Below are 23,885 nucleotides of genomic sequence, written 5' to 3'. Positions count from 1 at the left end.
TCATGCTGGCGGGTGTGCGGTACTTCCCGCACACCCGCATTTTGGGCTTAATCGCGCGGCTTTTCGCGCATCTCCCAGGTTTCAATGAGGTCGCCCTCGGCGATGTCGTTGTATCCGAGCGTAATACCGCACTCGAATCCTTCGCGGACCTCCGAGACGTCATCCTTCTCGCGTCGCAGCGACTTGATCTCCAAATCCGCTGCAACAACCACGCCGTCGCGCACAAGACGCGCCTTGTGGCCACGGTTGATAGTGCCCTTGCGCACGATCGAACCGGCGATATTGCCGAACTTGCCCGAACGGAACACCTGGCGGATCTCCGCCGTACCGACCTCGATCTCTTCGTAGATCGGCTTGAGCCGGCCCTTAAGAGCCGCTTCGACGTCGTCGATCGCATCGTAGATGACGTTGTAGAACTTCATCTCAACGCCCTCTTCGTCCGCGAGTTCTTGCACGCGCTCTGCCGGGCGCACGTTGAAGCCGATAATCACGGCGTTATCAACGGTTGCGAGGTCAACGTCCGACTGGGTCACGGCACCCACACCTCGGTGGATGACGTTGAGTTCAACCTCGCCCTGACCAATCTCAATATCGAGCAGCGAGCTCTCCAGCGCCTCAACGGAGCCGGAGGAATCGCCCTTGATGATGAGGTTGAGGTTTTCAACCTTGCCCTGCTCAATCGCGGAGGTAAGATCCTCGAGCGAGATACGCTTGCGGCGCTTGGCAAGCGTTGCGGCACGCTTCGCCGTTTCGCGGCGTTCTGCGATCTGACGGGCCGTGCGGTCGTCGTCGGCAACGATGAGCTGATCGCCAGCTCCCGGCACCGAGGTTAAACCGAGCACCTGAACCGGGCGCGATGGACCGGCTTCCTCAACGTTATTTCCGTGTTCGTCGATCATCGCGCGAACGCGGCCATACGCCGTGCCCACCACGATCGAATCGCCAACGCGCAACGTTCCTTCTTGAACGAGCGCCGTAATAACCGAGCCACGGCCCTGATCAAGCTTGGCCTCAATGGCCACACCGCGGGCTGGCTTATCGGCATTGGCCTTTGGCTCCACGAGGATGTCCGAAGTGGCAAGCACGGTTTCGAGGAGATCCTCGATATTCGTGCGCTGCTTTGCGGACACGTCAACGAACGCAACATCGCCACCGTAATCCTCGGCAACGAGTTCGTATTCGGTGAGCTGCGAACGCACCTTCTGCGGATTCGCACCGTCCACGTCAATCTTGTTCACAGCCACGACGATCGGTACGTCAGCCGCCTGTGCGTGATTGATTGCTTCCACGGTCTGCGGCATGACGCCATCGTTCGCGGCCACCACGAGGATCGCCACGTCCGTCACGTTCGCGCCGCGCGCACGCATCTGCGTAAACGCCTCGTGACCGGGGGTATCGATAAAGGTGATCGCCCGGCGTTCACCTTCGACGTCCACCCGAGCCTGGTAGGCACCAATGTTCTGCGTAATACCGCCGGCTTCTCCCCTGCCGACGTCGGCATTCCGGATCGCGTCCAGCAGTGCCGTCTTACCGTGATCGACGTGACCCATAACGGTCACGACGGGCGGACGCTCGGCGAGATCTTCAGGATTCTCTTCTGCGCGTTCGGCGTCAATATCGATATCGAAAGCCTCGAGAATCTCGCGATCCTCATCCTCGGCGCTCATGATCTTGATGTCGTAGCCAAGTTCGGCGCCGAGCAACTGGAAGGTGTCCTCATCGAGGGACTGATTGGCCGTAGCCATCTCGCCCATCCGGAACAAAACAGTCACGAGTGCAGCTGGATCGGCCTCAATACGCTCGGCGAAATCAGCCAGGGAGGAACCTGCGCGAACGCGAACCTCTTCACCGTTGCCGCGCGGCACCTGAACGCCAGCGAGCATCGGTGATTGCTGCTCTTCAAATTCTTGCCTCTTTGCCCGCTTTGACTTCCGGCGGCCACGGCTACCTTGGCGGCCGAACGCGCCGGCAGTCGAACCACCGCGAGCTTTGCCGCCCGAACGGACGAAACCGCCTCCGGGCCGCTGACCCTGGCCTTGACCCTGCCCGCCTGGCCGGCCGCGACCACCGCGGCCACCACGGGAATCTTGGCTTTGGATCTGGTCGGGCATCATATTCGGCGAGGGACGTGGCCCACCGCGCTGCGGGCGCGGTGCACCCTCGCGTTGCGGACGCCCGCCCTGCTGGTCCTGCCGCATACCCTGCTTGGGCGCAAACGGACTGTTGCCAGGACGCGGACGGCCCATACCCTGCTTCGAAGCGAACGGGCTATTGCCCGGACGCGGGCCCCGACGGCGCTGCGGCCGCGGCGGAGCAGCTTCACGAGCCGCACGAGCAGAGGCAGCCGCCTCGCCCGGCGTCACAATCGGACGCGAAGGCTCTGCAGGCTCCTCCTTGGGGGTGCCTTTCTCCGGCTCTACCGCGCTCGGCTCCGCCTTCGGTGTGGGCGCCTTAGGTTGCGGTGCGGGCTTTGGTGCACTCTTAGGGCTTGATTTGGCTTCCTGAACCGGTTCTGTTGCGCGAGCCTGCTCTGCCACCTCCTCAGCCGCTGCTTTCTGTGCCGGCTTCGGGCCGGGCTTAGCCGCAGGCGTGGCTGGTTTAGCTCCCGGCTTGGGCGCAACCTTCTTCGGAGTAGCCTTCTTCGGCTCCTTATCGGCAGGTTTTGCCGCAGCCTTCTCCCCTAGTAACTCGGGGTGCTTTTCATAATATTCACGTGCTTTACGCACGACGGGGGCCTCGATACTCGAGGACGCCGACTTAACGAATTCGCCATTTTCTTTCAGCACGTCCAAAAGTTCTCTGGACGTCACGCCGATTTCCTTGGCGAGCTCATGTACGCGGACTCTAGCCACTTTTCTCCTTCATTGTGGGTCCGCGCTCACGGCGTCAGACCTCTTGCAGACAGCTCATCGCTGGGTACTCATCGGGTGCCCATGGGCTCTCTACCCGCTTTCTTCTCTGGGAGCTTGCGCTCCTTGGTCATATCGAGCAGGGCGTGCACATCCCGCGCATCCACCGCGCTGCGAAAAGCGCGGTTGAACGCCCGGTTGGACAGTGCCTGCCCCAAACATTCCGGCGTGGGATGAACCCACGCGCCACGTCCCCCTCGCTTCTTTTCCGTATCGCATACGACGTACGCGTTCGAAACGGTGAAGCGCAAAAGTTCGTTTGCATGCCCAACGCCCCGGCAACCGATACAGGTGCGCTGTTTGATAGCGCGCGGCAAGGACGTAGACATACCTGCACTAGTTTACCCGACGAAGCTCGCCCGAACCGAGCTCAGCACGTGAGGTTGCTCAACTCCCGCGCACGCAATACGGCTTTAGCCGCGTTCACGGAAACTATTGCGATTCCTCTTGCGGCTCTTCTTGCGCCTGCGGATCTTCCGACACCTTGCGGATATCGATTGACCAGCCGGTGAGTTTCGCAGCCAGGCGCACGTTTTGAGCTTCTTTTCCAATCGCGAGCGAAGCCTGATCATCTGGAACGATCGCTCGGGCTTGCCGCATATCAGGATTAAGAACGTCCACTCGAACCACCTTCGCAGGTGAGAGTGCCGCCGCAATGAAAGTGCCGATGTCATCGCTGTAGTCAACAATGTCAATCTTTTCACCCTGCAACTCTTGGGTGACCGCCCGAACTCGTTGGCCGTTGGGGCCTATGCAGGCGCCCTTCGCCGCGACTGCGGGATCATTTGACCATACGGCAATCTTTGACCGATGGCCCGACTCGCGAGCGATCGTCACGATCTCGACTATGCCATCACTAATCTCCGGCACTTCGGTAACAAAAAGCTGCCGGACAAAGTCTGGGTGCGAGCGTGATAGGCGGATGGAGGCTCCCCGCGGGGTCACTGAAATATCAAGGATGAGTGCACGAATCAGATCCCCCCGTTCGAAGCGCTCCGTTGCGACCTGTTCCTCAGAGCGCAACAGCCCGCGATTTTCACCCAGCTCAACGAAGAGATCGCGGTTTTCAGGGCTGGAGCCCGCATGTCCTTCCACGGTCCCGGCGACAATTTCCCCCTGCTTACCTTGGAAATCACCAAGGATCCGCGCGGACTCGGCGTCGCGTAAACGCTGGGCGATGATCGAGCGGGCTGTCGAGGTGGCAATCCGGCCAAAGTCATTTGGGGTGTCGTCAAACTCTCCGATCACCTCACCGTATTCATCAAGTTCTGGAGCCCACACCGTCACATTTCCCGTGGACCGATCCAGATCAACACGCGCGCCTTTAATTGCTCCCGGTGCACGGTTATAGGCGTGCAGGAGTGCGGCTTCGATAGCTTCTAGCAAAACATTGAGATCAACATCGAGCTCCGACTCAACAATTCGGAGCTCATTCATTGAGATATCCATGCCGCCTCCTAAAATTCGATCTGAACGTGCGCTTTGCTCACGGAGTCTAACGAGATTTCGCGCCTTTGGCCGTCAACACTCACCATCACCGAGTCGCCCTGTAACTCTTCAATTCGGCCGCTCGCCATGGCGCCGTCGTCGAAAACGAATGCGACAAGCCTTCCCTGCGCACGCGAAAAGTGGCGTGGCTCCGTCAGCTCACGTTCGGCACCCGGCGTCGTCACCTCAAGGTTGTAGCTTCCCGCGATCGGATCCGCCTCGTCGAGCGCACCCGAAATCGCACGGGTCACACTGCTAAGCGCATCAGATCCCACTCCCCCTGGACCCTCCGGAAGATCGATGGTCACAACAAGCGCGGAATGTTTTCCCGCACGGTTAAGCTTGACCCCCTCGAGGTAAAGGCCATGTTCTTCAACAAGTGGCCGGAGCAAATCCACAATCTCGTTTTCCTTAGACATGCTGCCAATGCTACCTGCGCAATGTGGCAGGATAAAGTTATGGCACAACGTCGAACCGGCTCCACGCTCATCTTTATTGGCACCCTTTTGCTCGGAATCGCACTTTTTGCGCTCGTCATGATCGTGATGGGGATACGTCTAGAAAAGGATGTTTCGCCACGAGAGCCGAGTCCGCAAGATGTGGAGCGTCAGCAGCTCGCAGCACGTGCACAAGAGATTGCTCATAGCGGTGGGGACTACGCTTCTTTCGGCGAAGATTGGACAACTGCTCTTGGCGGCGTGTGGATCCCGTGGCCCGATGGCGCTCCCGACGGATACACCAACCCCCCAATTCCTGAAAACTCCTTCGACGATGTTCATTCCGCCTTGCTTGAACTCTCCGAAGCCACCCTGAATTCAGATCTGGGGCCCGTGACCACGGCAATCGGTATTTCGACACTCTCGCTCGGCGCGAGCGAACCAGACCAATGCGGGGAATACGACCTTGCCACCGTGGCAGGAGCCGCCAATTCGGGGGTGGCCGTAGAAAATGTGGAAATAGCGCGCCAATGGCTCGAACAGCACGCAGCCCAATTAGAAGTAGGAGCGCGCGATTCCGAAATTGAACGGATCGACATGCTATCCAATCTGATCGATGCGCAACTTGCCGCTGGCGCTCCGGACACCCGGCCCGCACTCGTCGCCGAACCTGCCGGTGACTCCCATGTGGAGGCCGCCTACAAACTCCTCATTGACCAGCTCGCGTTCAGCGCGATGAATGCCAGTGGCGCGCAGGCCGACGTCGCCTCGTTTATTTGCCACCTCAACCAGTTTCAAGATGCGCCGCGAATTGAGCCCTTCCCAGGCCTGGATTTACTCGGCACGTCAACCGATTCTGAGCAAAATTAGTCACCCATGAGTTTGGCAAGCTCTTGGACTGCGCCCGCAACTTTCACTTCGACGGATGTTCCCTCGCGGCGATCGCGCAGTTCAACAACGCCATTTTGCAGGCCGCGACCAACAACAACCGCATAGGGCAGGCCAAGTAGCTCATAATCTTTAAACTTCACACCGGCGGAAACTTTCTGCCGGTCATCGTAAAGAACCTCGATTCCCTTCGCACTCAGCTCCTCACCGATGTTCTCGGCAGTTCCAAAGACATCCGCGTCCTTACCAGTTGCAAGAACATGAACCTGAGCGGGGGCGACGTTCGCCGGCCACATAAGGCCCAGCTCGTCATGGTTACGTTCCGCTAGCGCGGCAACGATACGCGACACGCCAATACCGTATGAACCCATCGTAACGACGACGGCCTTGCCGTTCTCGTCGAGCACTTTCAGGTCCAACGCCTCGGCATACTTACGGCCCAGTTGGAAAATGTGCCCAATTTCAATGCCGCGCTGAATCCGCAACGGCCCAGATCCATCCGGCGCCTCGTCACCTTCGCGCACCTCGACAGCTTCGATAAATCCATCGGCCTCAAAGTCGCGGCCGTAGACCATGTTGAACGAGTGTTTTTCTTCCGCGTCTCCACCGGTGATCCATGCCGATCCACGCTGAACATGGGGATCCAACAGGTAGCGCACGGAGCCAACCGGCTTTCCATCCTCGCCAACCGTGCGGTTTGGCGAATTTGGGCCGATAAACTTCGGCCCGATATAACCAGGGACGAGCTCGGGGTGCTTCTCTAGATCCTCGGGCATTGCCATCTCGACCTCGGCGGGCGCCAGATTCGCCTCGATGCGCTTCAGATCGGCATCGCGATCACCGGGCATGCCGATCACAAGCAATTCACGCTCACCGTCGGGATGCGTGGCCACGACCACCACGTTCTTCATCGTGTCGGAGGCCTGCCACGGGCGATCCTCGCGTGGGCGCGCCTCGTTCGCAAAATCGACGAGTAGCGCGATCGTTGTCGAATCCGGGGTATCCAGGGTTTCAGGCTCAGGTACCTGAGAATAGTCGAGTTCTTCCTGTTCGGGTGTCGTCACGGCTTCCGTGTTTGCCGCATAACCGCCGTCGGAAACAACGAACGTATCCTCACCAACGTCGATCGGGCTGAGGAACTCCTCCGACCGCGAACCACCCATCGCGCCGGATGTTGCCTGCACGATCACGTACGGCACGCCTAAGCGTTCGAAGACCCTTTCATACGCGTCACGCATGATCTGGTACGAAACGTCAAGCCCGGCGTCGTCTATATCGAAAGAATAGGCATCCTTCATCACGAATTCGCGCGTGCGAAGAAGCCCGGCACGCGGGCGCGCCTCGTCACGGTACTTCGTCTGGAACTGGTAGAGGTTGAGCGGTAAATCCTTGTAGGAACTGCACATATCCTTAACCGCGAGCGTGAACATTTCCTCGTGCGTGGGTGCCAACAGATAGTCGTTATCCCGGCGATCCTTGAGCCGGAACAGGTTTGGCCCGTAATCATCCCACCGACCAGTAGCTTCGTATGGTTCACGCGGAAGCAGTGCGGGGAAATGCATTTCCTGCGCTCCGGCCGCGTCCATTTCCTCACGGATAATCTGCTCGACCTTGCGCAAAACACGCAACCCTAGAGGTAGCCACGTGTATACACCCGGCGCTGCGCGGCGAATATAGCCAGCCCGCACGAGCAGCTTGTGGGATTCGACCTCGGCGTCCGCAGGATTTTCGCGCAAGGTCCGGACAAATAGTTTTGACATTCTAAGCACGGCCCTCATTCTAGCGGGAATTCCGCTAGTTCTAGAATCCCGAGCTCTAGCGACCCTGGTGTCCTTAGAGCATCACGGTCGCGTATAGGCCAACCGTCTCGAAGCCGGCTTTTTCATAGGCGCGCACGGCCGCAACATTGAAGTCGTTGACGTAAAGCGAAACTGTTGGCGCGATCGTAGTAGACACCGCGCGGGCTACACTTACCATCGCATTCGTTGCAATCCCCTGCCCTCGTAGGTCGGGCGCAGTCCACACGCCTTGAATCTGTGCCACTCCCCCAGCAAGCGCACCCACGTCAGCTTTGAACTCCACTCGCGGCTGGCCGTTACCACCCGGGCCGATCCGCACGAAAGTACGCCCTTGACGGATGAGGCTGTAAACGCGATTAGCATATGCGTAGCTGCCCTGGCTCGGATCGAAACCCACTTCTTCGATGAACATCGCTACCGACGCCGGAAAAACCAAACCGCCTTCGCCCACCTGTGCCAAACGCACGGCCGGATCGGGAGCCACCTGTTCACCGCCCTGATAAACCATCGAAAGCTGGCGCTCCCTGATCTCGCGCGGGCGGGAATACACACCTTGAACCCGGTCCCATAAAGGTAGGACCTGATCGGCCGGGCCCGTAAGCGTGTAGCACAGTTGCGGGGTGTGAATGAGATGATCGGCCAAAATATCGAGGCCTTCGGGGTCGAAACCGAAAGGCACCAGGTTGCCACCATTCCAGCACACTGCGCAAAGCGCGCCGTCGTCGTCGAAAAGACCTAAGGCGTGCGCCGTGCTCGAGTCCTCCTGTTCGATCGGCACCCGAGCCAAAATCGAGGCTACGGGATCTTGGGCCAGAATATCGATTGCCGCCTTTTTATCGAAAGCACTGAGCCGCCGAAGCCGCGAACGGCGCGGCCAGCGCACTAGACGATCACCTCGGGCGAAGCCTCGGGATCTTCGGTTAAGCCCAGTTCCTCGGCCACAATCCGAGCACGTCGAATCAAAGTTTCCACAATTTCTTCCTCGGGGACGGTTTCCACAACCTTGCCCTTCACAAAGATCTGCCCTTTCCCATTGCCAGAGGCCACCCCAAGGTCTGCTTCGCGCGCTTCGCCCGGACCATTAACAACGCAACCCATCACGGCAACGCGTAGCGGAAAGCTCACGTCCTTCAAGCCCTCAGTTACCTCGTTGGCCAACGTGTAAACATCCACTTGGGCTCGCCCACACGAAGGGCAGGAAACGATTTCCAGCTTGCGCTCACGAAGCCCAAGCGAGCGCAAAATCTCCTCGCCAACCTTGATCTCCTCAACGGGCGGGGCAGACAGCGAAACGCGGATCGTATCGCCAATCCCCTGACTGAGCAGAGCACCGAATGCAACCGCGGATTTCACGGTTCCCTGGAACTCCGGCCCGGCCTCAGTCACGCCAAGGTGTAGCGGCCAATCTCCCGCCTCCGACAGCAATTCGTAGGCCCGCACCATCGTCACCGGGTCGTGATGCTTCACGGAGATCGCGAAATCAAAAAAGCCGGCCTCTTCGAAAAGTAGCGCCTCATTGACGGCCGACTCAACCAGCGCTTCAGGCGTGGCCTTACCGTACTTTTTCAACAGACGCGGATCGAGCGAACCCGCATTAATACCGATTCGCATCGCGGTACCATTAGCATTCGCCGCCGCCGCGATCTCCGGAATTCGATCGTCAAACTTCTTAATATTGCCCGGATTCACGCGCACGCCCATACCCGAGTCGATCGCAGCGAACACGTAGCGCGGCTGGAAATGGATATCGGCAACCACGGGAATGGTCGACTGCTGCGCGATGATTGACAGGGCTTCGGCGTCTTTATCGGTGGGGCAGGCAACGCGTACGATGTCACATCCCGCGGCCGTAAGCTCCGCAATTTGCTGGAGCGTCGCACCGATATCGTGGGTTTTTGTGGTTGTCATCGACTGCACGGAAACGGGCGCGTCTCCGCCTACGTACACGTCCCCCACCTTAATCTGGCGGGTTTTCTTGCGCGGCCGTAAAACTTCCGGCGCTTCCTTGACTGTCGGGATACCAAGCGATACTGGATTACTCACGCCTTCGATTATGTCATCCCCCCGTGATGATTTACAGCGGTACTCGCTCCACAGCTATACAACCGGGTTGAGGATATCGGCAACGACGAGTAACACCGTCATCGCTATCAGTGCGGCGAGCACCACGTAGCTGAGCGGCAACAGACGGGCCGTATCGAAAGGCCCAGGATCGGGCTTGCCTTGCACTTTCGCTATTTTTCGGCGTGTACCTTCGATGAGCGCGCCTAAGATGTGCCCGCCGTCGAGGGGCAAAAGCGGAAGCATGTTGAACATGAACAGCGACATGTTCAGCCCAGCGAGAAGCAAAGTGAGATCTCCTAGCCGATCGACCGCTCCGTAGCCCTCCCCCTGGCTGGAGCTAATATTTCCCGCGATATCTGCCACGCCAACGATTCCGACCACGCCCGTGGGATCCCGCTCGGCGCCCGTCACAAGGTCCGCCGCCGTATTCCACAGGTTCATTGGCAGGCTGACCAGCACCTTCCCGGTGGCGATAGTGAAATCCCACACGTATCCTGGCACCTGCCACACCGACTGCCGCTCGCGCTGGCTCGTCGGCGAAATACCCGCGTACGGCACCGTGTGCGTGTGCGGCTCCCCGGCGTCGTCAACGACGACTTGCCCGTTTTCAACAACCGGCCGCTCCACGAGTACCGGATGGACGACGACGTCGATCGGTTCGCCCTCGCGTTCGATGCGTACGGTCACCGGGCCGGTACCGCCGTTGGCAATTGCGGCTGATAACTCTTCCCAGTTGGAGGTCGAGGTATGACCCCATGCCACAACCGTGTCGCCAACTTCGAGGGCCGAGTCAGCCGCGGGACTCGGCGGATGTTCCGTACTACACTGTTGCGCTTGGCCCACACAGGGGGTGATTGCACCAACCTGGTTGGTCAGCGCCGGCAGACCAAAACCGGAGACGACGAGGCCAATAAGCAGCCCTGCCAAAATAAGGTTCGTTACCGGGCCTGCGAACATGACCACGAGCTTTTGGCGAGCTGGCAAGCGCCAGAATGCCCGGTCTTCCTCGCCGGGGCTCAGATCTTCAGCCGACGCCCGCCGGGCCTCCTCAGCCAGCGTGAGCTGTCCGTTTTTGTACGTTCGCGTACCCGGCTTTGCAGGCGCGAGCATGCCGGCCATTTGCACGTATCCGCCAAGCGGAATCGCTTTCAACCCGTATTCTGTACCGCCGCGCATGGTTGACCACAGCGTTGGTCCAAAACCAATAAAGTACTGCGATACCTTCACCCCGAAGCGCTTTGCTGGAATAAGGTGGCCAAGTTCGTGAATACCGACCGAAACAAGTAGGCCGACGATCAGAAAAATAATGCCGGGCAAGGCACCCACTTAGACCCCTAACGCGCGGCGCGCTTGCGCCCGCGCCCACGCATCAACACCAAGGACGCCGTCGAGATCAAGCGTGGCATCCGCATCAAACGCGCCGAGAACTTCCGCTACCGTATCCACGATGTCCAGATAGCCAATCCTGCCCACTCTGAAAGCGTCCACACATTCCTCGTTAGCTGCATTCAGCACCGCCGGATGCAGCGGCGAGGCAGCCACAGCATCGCGGGCTAGGCCAATGGCTGGGAACACCTCGACATCAAATGGCTCAAAAGTCCACGAAACCGGTTCCTCCCACCGGCAGGGGCTGGCCATGCCCTCGAGCCGCTCGGGCCACGCCAGCCCAAGCGCGATCGGCAGCTTCATATCCGGAGGCGAGGCCTGCGCAATGGTAGACCCGTCTACGAACTCCACCATCGAATGGACCACTGACTGCGGATGAACCACCACCGTGATGTCCGCCGGATCGATGTCGAATAGGTAGGCGGCCTCGATCAGCTCAAGCCCCTTGTTGATGAGCGTGGATGAATTGATCGTGACAACCGGGCCCATATCCCACGTCGGATGGTTGAGCGCCTGCTCCGGGCTAACCTTTGCCAAATCAGCTCGCCCCCACCCGCGAAACGGCCCTCCAGAGGCCGTGAGAATCAGCCTTCGCACCTCAGAGCGGCCGGTAACAACAGGCGAGGTCAAACCCTTTTCATGACGCCCCGAACTCAGCGCCTGCGCAATCGCCGAATGCTCGGAATCGACGGGCACAATTTGCCCTGGCCACGCCATCGCCTGCGCAATCAGCCCACCGCCAATCACGAGGGATTCCTTGTTCGCCAAGGCCAAAGTTGCCCCCGATTCAAGGGCAGCCAGCGTGGGACGCAAACCAATGGAGCCCGTGATTCCATTAACAACGACGCCGGATTCTTCGGCTGTGCCACGCAAAGATCGCGCCAGTTCCACCATCGCGTCATCGCCAGTATCAACCTGCGGCATCGGCGCACCGCCGGAAACCTTCTTCCATGAGCTTGCAAATTCATCCGCTTTGTCAGCCGCTATCGCCACCCGCGGCACATCAAAGCTCACGGCTTGCCGGGCAAGCAGTTCGATATTGCCCCCACCGGCGCCAAGCCCACATACCCGGAACCGATCAGCATTTGCGTCGATCACTTCGAGCGCTTGCGTGCCGATCGATCCCGTGGACCCAAGCAAAACGACGTCGCGCATCATTCAACCGCCAACATCACGCTAATCGCACGGTCTAGATAGGTATCTACAACCGGCTCGGAATATGCAGAACTTCCCCGCGCCTTTCCAAAAGTAGCCGAACGCAAATCGGTGGACGACATTTCCAGCCGGCCAGAAAAGTACTCCGCTAGTCGGCCCATCACTTGATCGACTTCCGACTTCGCATAACCCGCGCCGTCGGCGTCGGCAAACTTTTCCCCACCCGGGCGCAATAGCCGTGGATAAAGCGTTTGCGCCTGCTCGTAGGTCTCATCAAGCCACGCTTCCTCACCTTCTGAATCGACCACGCGCGCACGGCGTCGTTGAATAAACGCAGACTCGAGCCTGTCCAAAGCCGCGTCAACAAGCTCGGGATCGTAGCCGTTACGAACCCAATCGAACGCTGAAGCGCGCACGGCAGTTTCGTCGATACCGAGCGAATCATCACCCGAATAGGCCTGCTTGGCTTTTTTCAAAAAGGCATCCACCTGCCCGGTGTGATAACCAGACTTCCAGGCCCCTACTCGTTTGAACGTATCTACCATGTTCCTCCCTACGATCGCATCGTCGCCAACTGGTCCGCAAAGTCTTTCGGTTCCTCGCGATGCTGCGCCAACCTTGCTTCCACCGCCTGTTGGGCTTTCTTGGCACGGCGTGCGACGTTGTCGCGATCGACCACTTCGGCAGCCAGCTGCCCGCAGGCACCGTCAATGTCGGAGCCGCGCGTATCCCGAACCGTCGTTGAAATACCCCGCTCAACAAGTGTATCGACGAACGAGCGCGTTGCGGAGTTGGTCGACGCCGTCCAAATACTTCCCGGAGTGGGATTGAGCGGAATCGGATTGACGTGTGCCCATCCTTTGCCCCGGCTGTTGAGTTCAGCTGCCAGCAGTTCGGCACGCCACTTATGGTCGTTCATATCCCTGATCAGCGCGTATTCGATCGATACCCGCCGGCCCGTTTTCACGTAGTAGAGGCGGGCAGCATCTAAAAGTTCTCCCACCTTGTAACGCGAGTTGATCGGAATAAGATCGTCGCGCAGGCCGTCGTCGGGGGCGTGTAGGGACACGGCCAGGGTGACCGGCAAATTTTCAGCCGCGAGTTTCTCGATGGCAGGCACCAAGCCGACCGTGGAGACGGTGATATTTCGCGCCGACATCCCAAAACCCTCCGGCACCGGTTTGATCATCCTGTGCAGGGATTGCTGGACGGCGCGGTAATTCGCCAGCGGTTCACCCATTCCCATGAACACAACGTTCGTAATGCGCGTAGACTCGCCAAGCGCGCCGGACTCCGCCAGCTTCATGTTGAGCCGCAACTGTTCGATGATCTCTGCCGCTGACAGGTTGCGCGTCAATCCCGCCTGGCCCGTTGCACAAAATGGGCACGCCATACCGCAACCAGCCTGCGAGGAGAGGCACAGTGTTGCCCGGTCCGGGTACGCCATGAGCACCGATTCGACAACGACGCCGTCGTACAGCTTCCATAAGACCTTCAGGGTGCGCCCGCCGTCGGCGAACTGCTCGGAGACCTTTTCCATGAGCGTCGGAACGAGGGCGCCAACGAGCTGCTCGCGCCCGTCTTCTGGTAGGTCCGTCATATCCGCAGGATCGACGGTGCGATGCGCGAAATAATGCCTGGAAATCTGATCCGCACGAAAGGCGGGAAAGCCCATCTCCTGCAGTAGAGCCCGCCGCTCCTCGCGGCCTAGATCTGCCACATGACGCGGCGGCTTTCCCCTGCGCTTTTCGTGAAAGGTCAGGGTGAGTTCTTTGCCCGACTCGTTGCGTGGCCTTACTTGCTTAACCATAGATCACCTATTGTGCCAGCGGATTAAAACAATCCAAATCCGAAAGCAAAAAGGAAGTAACACACGGGGGCGCAGAACAAGATCGAGTCGATCCGATCAAGCATTCCGCCGTGGCCGGGAAACAAGGAGCCCATGTCTTTCACCCCAAGATCGCGCTTCAACAACGACTCCGCAAAATCACCCGCCGTCGCAAAAATGGGGGTGGTCACGCCAAACGCGATCACCCAATACCATTCCATTCCCAGAAGGTGCCCGCACATGAGCCATGCGACCAGCAGGGTTGCCACCGTGGATCCCGCAAAGCCTTCCCAGGATTTCTTCGGCGAGATCGACGGGGCAATCGGATGGCGGCCCACCAGAATGCCAACAAGCCATCCACCCGTATCGTTTGCTACGGGCAAAAGTATGAAGGTGAGAATCACGAGCGCACTGTTTGGCATCGCGGCCATCGCCACCGCGAAATTGCCGATGAGGCCGAGCCAGCCGAGCGCAAAACAGCCCGCGATTGCGTCGGTTACACCCATCGGCCGGCGAGCATTCCACACGATCGCAACCGCGCAGGTGAGAAAATAGATCAAAATCGCGGCGTCAAGGCCACGATTCCACGTGGCGATCAGCATGATGCATTGACCGATAAGTAACGGCCCGAGCGGAATGGTGAACTGGCCAGCCTTCAGCGCTCCGGCCATCTCCCACAGCGCGATACCAAGGGCGATGACCACGAGGCCAACGAATAGCTCCATGCGGATTAAGGACAGCCCCAAAATCGCAAGCAGCACGATCGCAGTAGGAACTGCCAGCCACAGGTTACGCCCGGCCCGGGAAGCGGACTCTTTGGGCGGTTCGGGCGGGCGCGGGGCAAGGCAGGCAAATATCCTGGTGCCCTGCTCCGCGAGCGAGGTCTTCATCCCTAGATCTCCATGAGATCTGCTTCTTTTCCTTCGAGCAGCTCATCAACCTGGTCGGTGAAACGCTTCGTGAGGGCTTCAAGCTCCTTTTCGCCACGTTCGACTTCGTCTTCGCCGGCGTCGCCATCCTTCTTGATTCGCTCGAGCTCCTCTTTGGCCTTGCGGCGGATCCCGCGGATAGCAATACGTGCGTCCTCAGCCTTGGTGCGGGCGAGCTTGACGTACTCCTTGCGGCGCTCTTCAGTCAGCGCTGGAAGGTTAATGCGCAATACCTGGCCATCGTCGGTCGGGTTCACGCCAAGATCGGCTTCTTGGATGGCCCGCTCAATGTCCTTCATAGCCGAGCGGTCATAGGGGGTGATGATGATCATCCGCGCTTCAGGAACGGTCACGGACGCGAGCTGCTGTAACGGCGTCGGCGCTCCGTAATAATCCACCATCAGCGAGGTGAAGAGCTCCGGGTTTGCGCGGCCAGAGCGGATCTTTGAAAACTCGTTACGCAACACGTCGATGGACTTATCCATCTTGTCGTCCGCTTCAAGCAGGGCTGTTTCAATCATGTGTCCTCAGTTCCTAGTTACCAATGTTCCAATGTCTTCACCACGAAGGGCGCGAGTGACGTTTCCAGGCTCAACCATTCCGAACACCCTCATGGTCATACCGTTATCTTGGCACAGCGAAAAGGCGGCGGCATCGACCACGCGCAATCCTTGCCGAAGGGCGTCTTCGTACGTGACGTGATCCAACTTGACGGCGTCCGGGTTTGTGCGCGGATCATCCGAGTAAACGCCGTCCACGCCATTTTTGCCTACCAAAAGCTCATCGCAGCGCAGTTCAAGTGCTCGCTGTGCGGCTACCGTGTCCGTTGAAAAGTACGGCATACCCGCACCCGCACCAAAGATGACAACGCGGCCCTTTTCAAAATGGCGGATGGCGCGCAACGGAATGTAGGACTCAGCAACCTGAGCCATCGTGATCGCGCTTTGGACACGGGTGGGAACACCCGCACTTTCCAGAAAATCTTGGAGTGCAACCGCATTAATCACCGTGCCGAGCATTCCCATATAGTCGGCGCGTGCACGATCCATTCCGGCTTCTTGGAGCTCGACACCGCGGAAGAAGTTCCCGCCGCCAACGACGACGCCAACCTCGATCTCATCCTCGGCAGCCGCCTTAATTTCCCCCGCGATGCGGGTGAGCACCGACGTATCGAGCCCAACCTCTCCACCGCCGAACACTTCACCGGAAAGCTTTAGAAGGACTCGACGCCGTGTGGCCGGCTGTGTCATGACGTTACCTTTCTCATCGGTTAGCTTGCCTGATCGGTTTGCTTGGAGGCCGGAGCTTGGCCCCGGTGGCACTTTGCCCAAGTTTAGCGCATTCGGCCCCAGTTCGAGTCTCTGCCAAACAGCCGATCCAGCTCACGGCGTTCCTTTTTGGTGGGGCGTCCTGCGCCTGGTTCGCGCCGCATCACGGGAATGTACACACGTGGCCGTTCGGGGGTGAGATCCTCGTAGCACTCGCGAGCCACCGGCGCGCCGACTCGCTTGACTATGAGTTTCTTAACTTTCAGGATGCGGTCCCAGCCTTGGACCCGATAGCGTACGACGTCGCCCACCTTCACCTTGGTGGAGGCCTTAACCGGCTCATCGTTGATGCGCACGTGGCCAGCACGGCAGGCCGCCGTCGCCGCCGAGCGAGTTTTGATATGACGCACCGCCCACAGCCACTGATCGATTCGCGCTGTTTCCATGCGCTAAGTCTACGCCCGTGCGCTGCACCTGCGCAGGCAGCGCCGCCCTCGTGGCCTGCATTACAGCGGTTTCCGATCCCTCCGGCTATACTCCGAATGTAGTTGGCGCCCGGTGCGCCATTTTTGTTGCACATGTATGAGAAGCGCTCTGACTAACGTGCGCTCAGGGGAGTTTATGAGTAAGGCAGAAGCACAATCACAGGCAGGAGATAATCCGCGTTACATCAAAGTTGCGGGATCGGATCGAGTCTATGACCGCAACAAGCTTCTCGCCGTACTGCTCGTGCCACTGATGATGACGCTCATGCAGGTTTCCGCTGTCAACAATGTGTTATCCGCAATGGGCCAGGCCGTCTCTGCCTCGGATGCGCAGCTGCAATGGGTGCTATCCGGTTACGCACTTGCCGTGGGCATCGTGCTCGTTCCCGCTGGGCGGATAGGTGATATCTTCGGGCGTTCCTCCGTGTTCGTCATCGGTTTTACGATTTTCACGATCGCATCACTTTTGGTGGGCCTGTCTAATGACGCCACTGTCCTGAACCTCATGCGCATCCTCCAAGGCTTTGGCGCCGGCGTCCTTTCACCCCAAACCACGGGCCTGATCCAACAGTATTTCTCCGGCCAAGCGCGCGCGAAAGCATTCGCGCTTTTCGGACTCGTAGTATCAATGTCGGTGGCTGTCGGCCCAATGATGTCGGGGGTACTCATTGGAATGCTCGGGCGGGAAGTTGGCTGGCGATGGGCGTTCATCATCAACTTCCCTATCGGAATCATCGGACTCATCTTGGCGTTCATGTGGCTGCCATTCGGTAAGGAACGCCGGCACATTGGCCCACAAAAAGACCGCGCACGTGCCGAACACATCGAAAAACAAAAAGCCCAAGGTGCTCCTTACAAGAAGCGCACCAGAATTGACCTTGATCCCATCGGCATGCTCCTTCTGGTCATGGCCGTCCTTGGAATCATGCTCCCATTCATGTCAACAGGAATCTCCTGGATCTGGATACTCCTGCCCCTGGCGGTCATCCTCTTAGTCTGCTGGGTTTTATGGGAACAGCACTATAAAAATCGTGGCCACGAGCCAATGGTCGATCTCGACTTGTTTAAGATCAAAACATTTTCCTACGCGGCCTCAATCTCAGCTGTGCAGTTCATTGGCGTGACGTCCGTTTTCGTCGTCCTCGCCCTATTCTTACAACGTGGTCTGGATGCCACCGCCCTGCAGGTTGGTTTAGTTTCGTTGCCGAACGCGCTGATTTCGGGATATGCCGCCATCTGGTCTGGCAAACGAGCAGTCGAGCACGGGCGTGGTATCCACGTCATGGCTCTGATTCTCATGCTGATCGGCATACTTGGTGCGATCGGCGTCGTGTGGGGCGTGGAACACGGAATATCATTCTGGTGGCTCGCGGTTCCGCTCACCGTACTCGGATTCGGCCAAGGAGCTATGGGAGCAGCAAACCAGACCCAATCGATGCTTGACGTGCCACCGACCTCTGGTGGTACCGCCGGTGGCATCATGCAAACCGGTCAGCGTATATCCACCGCAGTCGGCAACGCGATCATTACCGCCGTATTCTTCTTAGGTCAACGCCTATATTCCGGCGACGACGGCTGGTACATGGGCATCATTCTCGCCTACGTTGCAGTCACATTTTTCGTGATTGTCGCACTCATTATCGCAATCGCGTTTTGGCGAGATGGCTATCAAGAACGACACCCAAAACCAGTGGCTACCACTGATCACACAAGCGGCGTCGTCGATTAGCCCTCGCGGAACTGAACGCCCATCCCACCTTCTGGGTAAACCCAGTGAAGAACTCCCGGATCGGCCACCGCCAGGCACGTGCCGCATTCGAGGCAAGCGGCGCTTTCAATGGAAATATCACCGTTGCTTTCTTCCCGATAGACGTGCGCCGGACACACCGCCACCAACCGCTTGCCCGATCCGGTAGCACGGGCCAGTTCCTGATTGATCGAAATGTGCGGGCGATCATCGGTGTGGAAAACATTCTTCGCGAGCCGCTCGTTAATTGAACCTGGATCGAAATTCATGCTTCTCCTAAAGCGCTCGAATGGCGTTAATCCCGGTACGAACCAGATCGCGAATCTTGATGCCGGACGCGGCCAAAGCATCCTTGGCAACCGCGGCCAAGTGCTTGCGCGGCGTGAGATCGTGGTCGTAGGCGCGGTAAAAAATATCCGCCAATAAGGGCCCTACCTTTGTAAACATCAGAGGATCGTTTTCAAGGAAATCTGGCGCGTGGCGATAGGTATGCATGTCTTTTCCGACGAATGTCGATTGGTAATCGCGAATGTAACTGTTCAGTTGGAGGCGCGAGTAGTCAGATGCTCCGAGGGCGTCATCTACCGCGCGGGCAGCCGAGATCGCTGAGCCTGCGGCAAGGTCCATGCCCCTGACTGTCAGGCCCGTATTCAACGTGAACCCGGCAGCATCCCCGATGAGTACGAGGCCATCGTGGACGATATCGGCCTGCATGGGTTCGCCGCCCTCGGCCACCAAGTGGCAGCCGTACTCGAGTAGTTCCCCATCTTTGAGGAAGGGCGCAAAATACGGGTGAGCGACCAGATGATCGTGAATATCGGAGGAGGCAAGCCCGGATTCGGTCAGCTTTTCTAACATGAGTACGACGCCGATCGACACCGAATCCTTGTTCGTGTAGAGGAATCCACCACCGGGAATGCCCATGGTTGCGTCTCCGACGATTGCATAGGCAGCTCCCTCGTTATTTTGTAGGTTGAACCGTTCGCGCACGGCTTCTTCCCCGATGCGGATCACGGATTTCACACCCAAGCCGAGATGCTTAACAGGCCACTTTGGCCGAATACCGGATTCCTGTGCAAGGAAAGAATTCACGCCTTCGGCCACGATCGTGACCTTAGCCCGCATCTGTTCGCCCGCGGCCTCGATGCCGGTAAAGTGGGTGCCTTCCCGAAGTAACCGATCTACCTTGACGCCGGGAATAAGTGCGACGCCGGCCTCTTCCGCCTGCTCGGCGAGCCATGGATCAAGATGGGAACGTAACACCGAAACCGCGTTAACCGGCTCTGCCAGCTGCTGATCCCAATAGTCGATATTGACGGCGGATCTTTCGTTCAGGAAACTCAACGTGTTGCGGGTAATAACGCGCTCAATGGGGGCTTGCGTAACGAAGTCTGGAAAAACTTCCTCTATAACGCGGCTGTAGAACACTCCACCAGATAAGTTCTTCGAACCGGCTTCGACCCCGCGTTCGATAAGGAGAACCTCGTGCCCGGCACGAGCCAACTGGGTGGCTGCCACGCTACCGGCGACTCCGGCGCCGACGACGATCACGTCGAAATCGTAGTTCATGGGCGTCCTTTCCTGTGAACAGCCAGCTTACCGCACCTGCTCTAGGACTCCCCTACGCAAACGCGAGGAGTCCGTGCTAAACACGAGGGGAAGTACCCCTCACATCTAACCAGGACCCCTCGCATGTGGGCTCGGCCGCAGGGCATGTTGGGTCACACCACGAACCGGCCGACAAAGGACCCTCGCGTCTGGGAAGCAGGTGCTACTTTTCGAGCGCCTCGATCATCTCAGGCAGTACCTTATACAGGTCACCCACAATGCCGTAGTCGGCGAATTCAAAGATTGTGGCAGTTTCGTCGTTGTTGATCGCCACGATCGTCTCGGATTCATCGATGCCGGCAGTGTGGTGAATCTGCCCAGAGACACCCACCGGGATATAGATTTCCGGAGCCACGCTGTGGCCGGAGACCCCAAGGTAGGCGTCCCGATCAAACCAGCCATTGCCTTCCACGAGCGGACGAGTACAGCCAACTTCGCCACCAATTGCCCGCGCTAGCTCGCGTGCTAGATCAATATCTTCTTCGGTGATGAAACCGCGTCCAACGCCGACGATGCGCGTCGCGGCAGCCAGGTTCACCTGCGCACCTACGCCCACGTCTTCGCTTTCAACGCTCATGCCATAGGATTCACCAGTCACCACTTCGGCTTCGACAGCCGGTTCAACAACCTCACTGCTCGCAACCAGACCGATCACGACGTCGTCAAATTCCACGTGCTCATAGGAGATTCCGCCGTAGCGGCCAAGCGTTGCCGTACCTTCGCCAAGTTCGCGCAACCCACGCAGTATCGGGGCGTTCTTCGCGGCGGCAAGCGCGCCTGCAAGCACTCGCCCGGCGGCGGTATTCACCACTAAAATCGCATCGCCAGCTTGCGCCTGCACGGCGTCAACCACGGCGGGGGCCATCGCCTCGGCTGGAACTCCCCCAGTTTCGATTCGGATAGCGCGATCTACTCCACCGATTGGCGCATCGCCGACGACGACGCCTACCGTTTCCCCAACCGCCATCTCAACCGCAGTAGAGATCTCGGATTCCGTCGTAACAATCCACGTCGTCATGTTCTACAGCACCCCATCCTCACGCAAAGCCGCCACCAATTCATCAGCGCTCGCGTACATCTTGCCCTTGCGTTCGCGCGTTGGCGGACGCTCGGTACCCGTGATTTTCAGCTCGGCAGGTGCCGCTTCGACGTCGTCGGCGCTCAGCACCTCAACCGGTTTCTTACCAGCGGCCAAAATATCTTTCATTGACGGCACGGCAGGCGAAGTCGCATCCGATGTCGTTGCAACGACGACGGGCCCGCTCACCTTGAGCTTGCGGCTTCCGCCGCGCACGCGCTGGGTGAGAATGTATCCGCCATCAGTGGCTTCGATGTCCGTGACCTCGAGAACTGCTGGCCAGCCCAGATATCCGGCAATCAGACCCGGCATCATACCGGCCGAATCGTCTACCGAAGAGTCAGCGGTGAGCACCAAAGACACATCGCCAACTTTGTGTACGAGACCGGCAAGCATCGAACCAATTTGGGTCGACGTCATTTCCGCCGTTGCTTCATCAGCTACGATCACCCCGCGGTCGAAGCCGCGCGACATGGCATTCTTGGTCGCCATTGCCGAGCCGGCCACCTTGCCGCCGACTGAAATTCCAACGAGTTCCACGCCCTGTGCCTTTGCCAACCGGCTACCAAGTTCGATAGCTACCGGATCGGATTCAGACACGGCCGCTTTTGCGCGCGTCCAGTCAACGCTACCGTCCGCCTTCACCTCGGCATCTTCGGGATTGGGCGCGTACTTGTACGCCACAACAATCATGTGCACTCCGTTCAGTTCGTTACCGCTCCAATTGTTACGCGAACACGTGAGGTAATTCTGTGTGTTTAATCGCTATTCATCTGAGGGCTAAGCCTGCTGTTGACTTCCAGATATGGCTGTGGGGTGCGAGCAAATCGCACCCCACAGTTCGGCCTAAGACCTTCGAGCTAGGCGCTAGCCTTCTTGCCCGACGCGAACGCGCTTAAAGCCGGTCACCTTAGCTCCAGCGGCGTCAACAATCTGGCGCACGGTCTGCTTCGGATCGCGGGCATAACCCTGCTCCATCAGCGTAACCTGCTTGAAGAAGCCCTGTAGGCGGCCTTCAACAATCTTGGGAACAGCCTGCTCTGGCTTGCCTTCCGAGATGGTCAGTTCGGTTGCGATACGGCGCTCGTTTTCAACAACCTCTTCTGGCACGTCGGCCTGATCGAGGTACTGCGGAGCGAGAGCAGCGATGTGCACGGCCACGTCGTGGGCGATATCGGCACCGGCGGCGTCAGTTGCCACGAGCACGGCAACCTGCGGTGGCAGATCTGTGGACGTCTTGTGCATGTAGGACACGACGTTATCGCCCTCAAGGTATTCGACGGCGCCAACGCCCAGTTTCTCACCGATAATTCCGGTGAAGTTATTGATTGCATCTTCGACTGTGCCATCGGCGTGCTCGGCACCAAGAACGTCCTCGGACGTCTTTGCGCCGGCCTTGACGGCCGCTTCGAGGATTCCTTCGGCGAAGGAGATGAACTTCTCGTTCTTTGCAACAAAGTCGGTTTCGGCGTTAACTTCAACGATCAGGCCGTACTTGCCCGAGTCCGTTTCGCCGATATGAGAAAGCACTAGGCCGTTGGATGCCGTCCGATCGCCGCGCTTGGCAGCGACCTTCAGGCCCTTCAGGCGAAGAATTTCTTCAGCCTTGGCGGTATCACCCTCGGCTTCGACGAGGGCGTTCTTCACGTCCAACATGCCGGCGCCAGTCTTGTCACGCAGCGCCTTGACGTCTGCAGCAGTGTAATTTGCCATGATATTTCAATCCTCCAGGATTTAGGCTTTGTCTTCTTCGGTGGTCTGTTCGCTTGCTTCAGCCTGCTCGGCTGGCTCTGCCGTTTCAGTTTCTTCGACCTTGGCTTCCTCGGCCACAGGCTCTTCAACCTCAGGCTCTTCAGCGGTGGCTTCTTCCACCTTAGCTTCCTCAGCGGCGGGCTGCTCTGCTGAAGCTTCCTCGGCCTTCGGCTTTTCAGCCGCGCCTTCTTCACCGGCAAGGAGTTCGCGTTCCCATTCAGGCATGGGATCTTCAGCCTGCGCTCCACCACCGCTGCGGGCCACGAGACCTTCGGCGACGGCGTCGGCAACGACACGCGTCAGAATGTCAATGGAGCGGATCGCGTCGTCATTACCCGGGATTCCGTACTCAACCTGATCGGGATCGCAGTTCGTGTCCAAGATTGCTATCACCGGGATGTTGAGCTTTTCGGCCTCAGCAACAGCCAAGTGTTCCTTATTGGTGTCGACGATCCAGATCGCTGAGGGGACCTTGCCCATATCGCGAATACCGCCGAGGGTGCGTTCGAGCTTGTCCTTCTCGCGGCTCATCATGAGAAGTTCCTTCTTGGTGAGCCCGGAACCGGCGACGTCGTCAAAATCAACGAGTTCGAGTTCCTTCAAACGCTGGATGCGCGAATTGACCGTTTGGAAATTGGTCAACATGCCACCGAGCCAGCGTTCGTTGACGTAGGGCATTCCTACGCGCTCGGCCTGCTCGCGGATCGGCCGCTGGGCCTGGCGCTTGGTGCCAACGAAAAGAATGTTGCCGCCGTGCGCAACGGTTTGCTTGACGAAGTCGTAGGTGCGGTTGATGTCTTCGATGGTCTTGCGCAGATCAATGATGTAAATACCGTTACGGTCATTGAGGATGTAACGCTTCATCTTGGGGTTCCAGCGGCGGGTCTGATGCCCGAAGTGGACGCCAGCTTCAAGCAGCTGGCGCATGGTAACGACTGCCATGGTCGTCCTTTCTCACGGCACAGCGTAACTGTGCCTGTTTCTCGGTTCTTGCTGGGCGCGGGATGCGGCCAGCCCTAGTGCCCCATCCAGCGCAACCTTAGGACCGATGCGCCGAAGACCTG

23 protein-coding genes are annotated in these 23,885 nt (G+C 58.7%); 2 read left to right on the top strand and 21 right to left on the bottom strand.

The window, feature by feature from the left end; genetic code table 11:
- Window positions 1-47 precede the first annotated feature (47 nt).
- The 4 genes from infB to J2S70_RS07730 form a co-directional block, all read right to left on the bottom strand.
- Window positions 48-2,852 carry a translation initiation factor IF-2 gene (gene infB, locus J2S70_RS07745; RefSeq protein ID WP_307683146.1) on the bottom strand — a complete coding sequence of 935 codons (2,805 nt, stop codon included), beginning with the start codon at window positions 2,850-2,852 and terminating at the stop codon, window positions 48-50.
- A gap of 68 nt (window positions 2,853-2,920) precedes the next feature.
- Complete coding sequence (locus J2S70_RS07740) at window positions 2,921-3,238, bottom strand: YlxR family protein (protein ID WP_307683145.1); 318 nt, start codon at window positions 3,236-3,238, stop codon at window positions 2,921-2,923.
- Between the two features lie 103 nt (window positions 3,239-3,341).
- Window positions 3,342-4,358 carry a transcription termination factor NusA gene (nusA, locus tag J2S70_RS07735; protein WP_307683144.1) on the bottom strand — a complete coding sequence of 339 codons (1,017 nt, stop codon included), beginning with the start codon at window positions 4,356-4,358 and terminating at the stop codon, window positions 3,342-3,344.
- Between the two features lie 8 nt (window positions 4,359-4,366).
- Window positions 4,367-4,816 (bottom strand): ribosome maturation factor RimP, encoded by a 450-nt coding sequence (locus tag J2S70_RS07730; protein WP_307683143.1) that lies wholly within the window; start codon window positions 4,814-4,816, stop codon window positions 4,367-4,369.
- A 39-nt stretch (window positions 4,817-4,855) separates the two neighbouring features.
- On the opposite strand from J2S70_RS07730, the gene J2S70_RS07725 reads away from it, so the two are divergent.
- On the top strand, window positions 4,856-5,704 hold the full coding sequence (locus tag J2S70_RS07725) for a hypothetical protein (protein WP_307683142.1): 849 nt from the start codon (window positions 4,856-4,858) through the stop codon (window positions 5,702-5,704).
- Here J2S70_RS07725 and J2S70_RS07720 read toward each other — a convergent pair.
- The 11 genes from J2S70_RS07720 to J2S70_RS07670 form a co-directional block, all read right to left on the bottom strand.
- The gene (locus J2S70_RS07720) at window positions 5,701-7,482 is read right to left on the bottom strand and encodes a proline--tRNA ligase (RefSeq protein ID WP_407702664.1); all 1,782 of its coding nucleotides are present in this window, start codon (window positions 7,480-7,482) and stop codon (window positions 5,701-5,703) included. The two genes, J2S70_RS07725 and J2S70_RS07720, sit on opposite strands and share 4 nt — an antisense overlap.
- A gap of 73 nt (window positions 7,483-7,555) precedes the next feature.
- Window positions 7,556-8,404: a GNAT family N-acetyltransferase gene (locus tag J2S70_RS07715; RefSeq protein WP_307683140.1), complete on the bottom strand. Its 849-nt coding sequence runs from the start codon at window positions 8,402-8,404 to the stop codon at window positions 7,556-7,558.
- On the bottom strand, window positions 8,404-9,564 hold the full coding sequence (gene ispG / locus J2S70_RS07710; protein WP_307683139.1) for a flavodoxin-dependent (E)-4-hydroxy-3-methylbut-2-enyl-diphosphate synthase: 1,161 nt from the start codon (window positions 9,562-9,564) through the stop codon (window positions 8,404-8,406). Before ispG ends, J2S70_RS07715 begins: the two co-directional genes overlap by 1 nt.
- 54 nt (window positions 9,565-9,618) lie before the next feature.
- Window positions 9,619-10,911 (bottom strand): M50 family metallopeptidase, encoded by a 1,293-nt coding sequence (locus J2S70_RS07705; RefSeq protein WP_307683138.1) that lies wholly within the window; start codon window positions 10,909-10,911, stop codon window positions 9,619-9,621.
- On the bottom strand, window positions 10,912-12,126 hold the full coding sequence (gene dxr / locus J2S70_RS07700) for a 1-deoxy-D-xylulose-5-phosphate reductoisomerase (RefSeq protein ID WP_307683395.1): 1,215 nt from the start codon (window positions 12,124-12,126) through the stop codon (window positions 10,912-10,914).
- Window positions 12,126-12,671, bottom strand: coding sequence for a cell division protein DivIVA (locus J2S70_RS07695; protein ID WP_307683137.1), 546 nt, complete (start codon window positions 12,669-12,671; stop codon window positions 12,126-12,128). Before J2S70_RS07695 ends, dxr begins: the two co-directional genes overlap by 1 nt.
- An 8-nt stretch (window positions 12,672-12,679) precedes the next feature.
- Complete coding sequence (rlmN, locus tag J2S70_RS07690; RefSeq protein WP_307683136.1) at window positions 12,680-13,936, bottom strand: 23S rRNA (adenine(2503)-C(2))-methyltransferase RlmN; 1,257 nt, start codon at window positions 13,934-13,936, stop codon at window positions 12,680-12,682.
- A gap of 23 nt (window positions 13,937-13,959) precedes the next feature.
- A complete protein-coding gene (locus J2S70_RS07685) occupies window positions 13,960-14,844 on the bottom strand; it encodes a phosphatidate cytidylyltransferase (RefSeq protein ID WP_307683135.1) in 885 nt (294 codons plus the stop codon).
- A gap of 2 nt (window positions 14,845-14,846) precedes the next feature.
- Window positions 14,847-15,404 carry a ribosome recycling factor gene (gene frr / locus J2S70_RS07680; RefSeq protein ID WP_307683134.1) on the bottom strand — a complete coding sequence of 186 codons (558 nt, stop codon included), beginning with the start codon at window positions 15,402-15,404 and terminating at the stop codon, window positions 14,847-14,849.
- A gap of 6 nt (window positions 15,405-15,410) precedes the next feature.
- Complete coding sequence (gene pyrH, locus J2S70_RS07675) at window positions 15,411-16,133, bottom strand: UMP kinase (protein ID WP_307683133.1); 723 nt, start codon at window positions 16,131-16,133, stop codon at window positions 15,411-15,413.
- Window positions 16,134-16,216: 83 nt separating this feature from the next.
- Window positions 16,217-16,597: an RNA-binding S4 domain-containing protein gene (locus J2S70_RS07670; RefSeq protein ID WP_307683132.1), complete on the bottom strand. Its 381-nt coding sequence runs from the start codon at window positions 16,595-16,597 to the stop codon at window positions 16,217-16,219.
- Between the two features lie 175 nt (window positions 16,598-16,772).
- On the opposite strand from J2S70_RS07670, the gene J2S70_RS07665 reads away from it, so the two are divergent.
- Entirely contained in the window at window positions 16,773-18,365 is a 1,593-nt protein-coding gene (locus tag J2S70_RS07665; protein WP_307683131.1) for an MFS transporter, read from the top strand.
- On the opposite strand, the gene J2S70_RS07660 is transcribed toward J2S70_RS07665, so the two are convergent.
- From J2S70_RS07660 to rpsB, 6 genes are all read right to left on the bottom strand, one after another.
- A complete protein-coding gene (locus J2S70_RS07660; RefSeq protein WP_307683130.1) occupies window positions 18,362-18,652 on the bottom strand; it encodes a ferredoxin family protein in 291 nt (96 codons plus the stop codon). The two genes, J2S70_RS07665 and J2S70_RS07660, sit on opposite strands and share 4 nt — an antisense overlap.
- A gap of 7 nt (window positions 18,653-18,659) precedes the next feature.
- Window positions 18,660-19,952, bottom strand: coding sequence for an FAD-dependent oxidoreductase (locus tag J2S70_RS07655; RefSeq protein WP_307683129.1), 1,293 nt, complete (start codon window positions 19,950-19,952; stop codon window positions 18,660-18,662).
- A gap of 202 nt (window positions 19,953-20,154) precedes the next feature.
- Window positions 20,155-21,009 carry an electron transfer flavoprotein subunit alpha/FixB family protein gene (locus tag J2S70_RS07650; RefSeq protein ID WP_307683128.1) on the bottom strand — a complete coding sequence of 285 codons (855 nt, stop codon included), beginning with the start codon at window positions 21,007-21,009 and terminating at the stop codon, window positions 20,155-20,157.
- Between the two features lie 3 nt (window positions 21,010-21,012).
- Window positions 21,013-21,762 carry an electron transfer flavoprotein subunit beta/FixA family protein gene (locus tag J2S70_RS07645; protein WP_307683127.1) on the bottom strand — a complete coding sequence of 250 codons (750 nt, stop codon included), beginning with the start codon at window positions 21,760-21,762 and terminating at the stop codon, window positions 21,013-21,015.
- Between the two features lie 174 nt (window positions 21,763-21,936).
- Window positions 21,937-22,782 carry a translation elongation factor Ts gene (gene tsf / locus J2S70_RS07640; RefSeq protein WP_307683126.1) on the bottom strand — a complete coding sequence of 282 codons (846 nt, stop codon included), beginning with the start codon at window positions 22,780-22,782 and terminating at the stop codon, window positions 21,937-21,939.
- Between the two features lie 21 nt (window positions 22,783-22,803).
- Window positions 22,804-23,763, bottom strand: a complete 960-nt coding sequence (rpsB, locus tag J2S70_RS07635) for a 30S ribosomal protein S2 (protein ID WP_307683125.1) — start codon at window positions 23,761-23,763, stop codon at window positions 22,804-22,806.
- Window positions 23,764-23,885: the final 122 nt, after the last annotated feature.

It is taken from the genome of Trueperella bonasi (assembly GCF_030811535.1).
GTDB lineage: Bacteria > Actinomycetota > Actinomycetes > Actinomycetales > Actinomycetaceae > Trueperella > Trueperella bonasi.
Note: the sequence above shows the minus strand (reverse complement) of the source record. Positions and strands in the feature narration are given on the sequence as shown.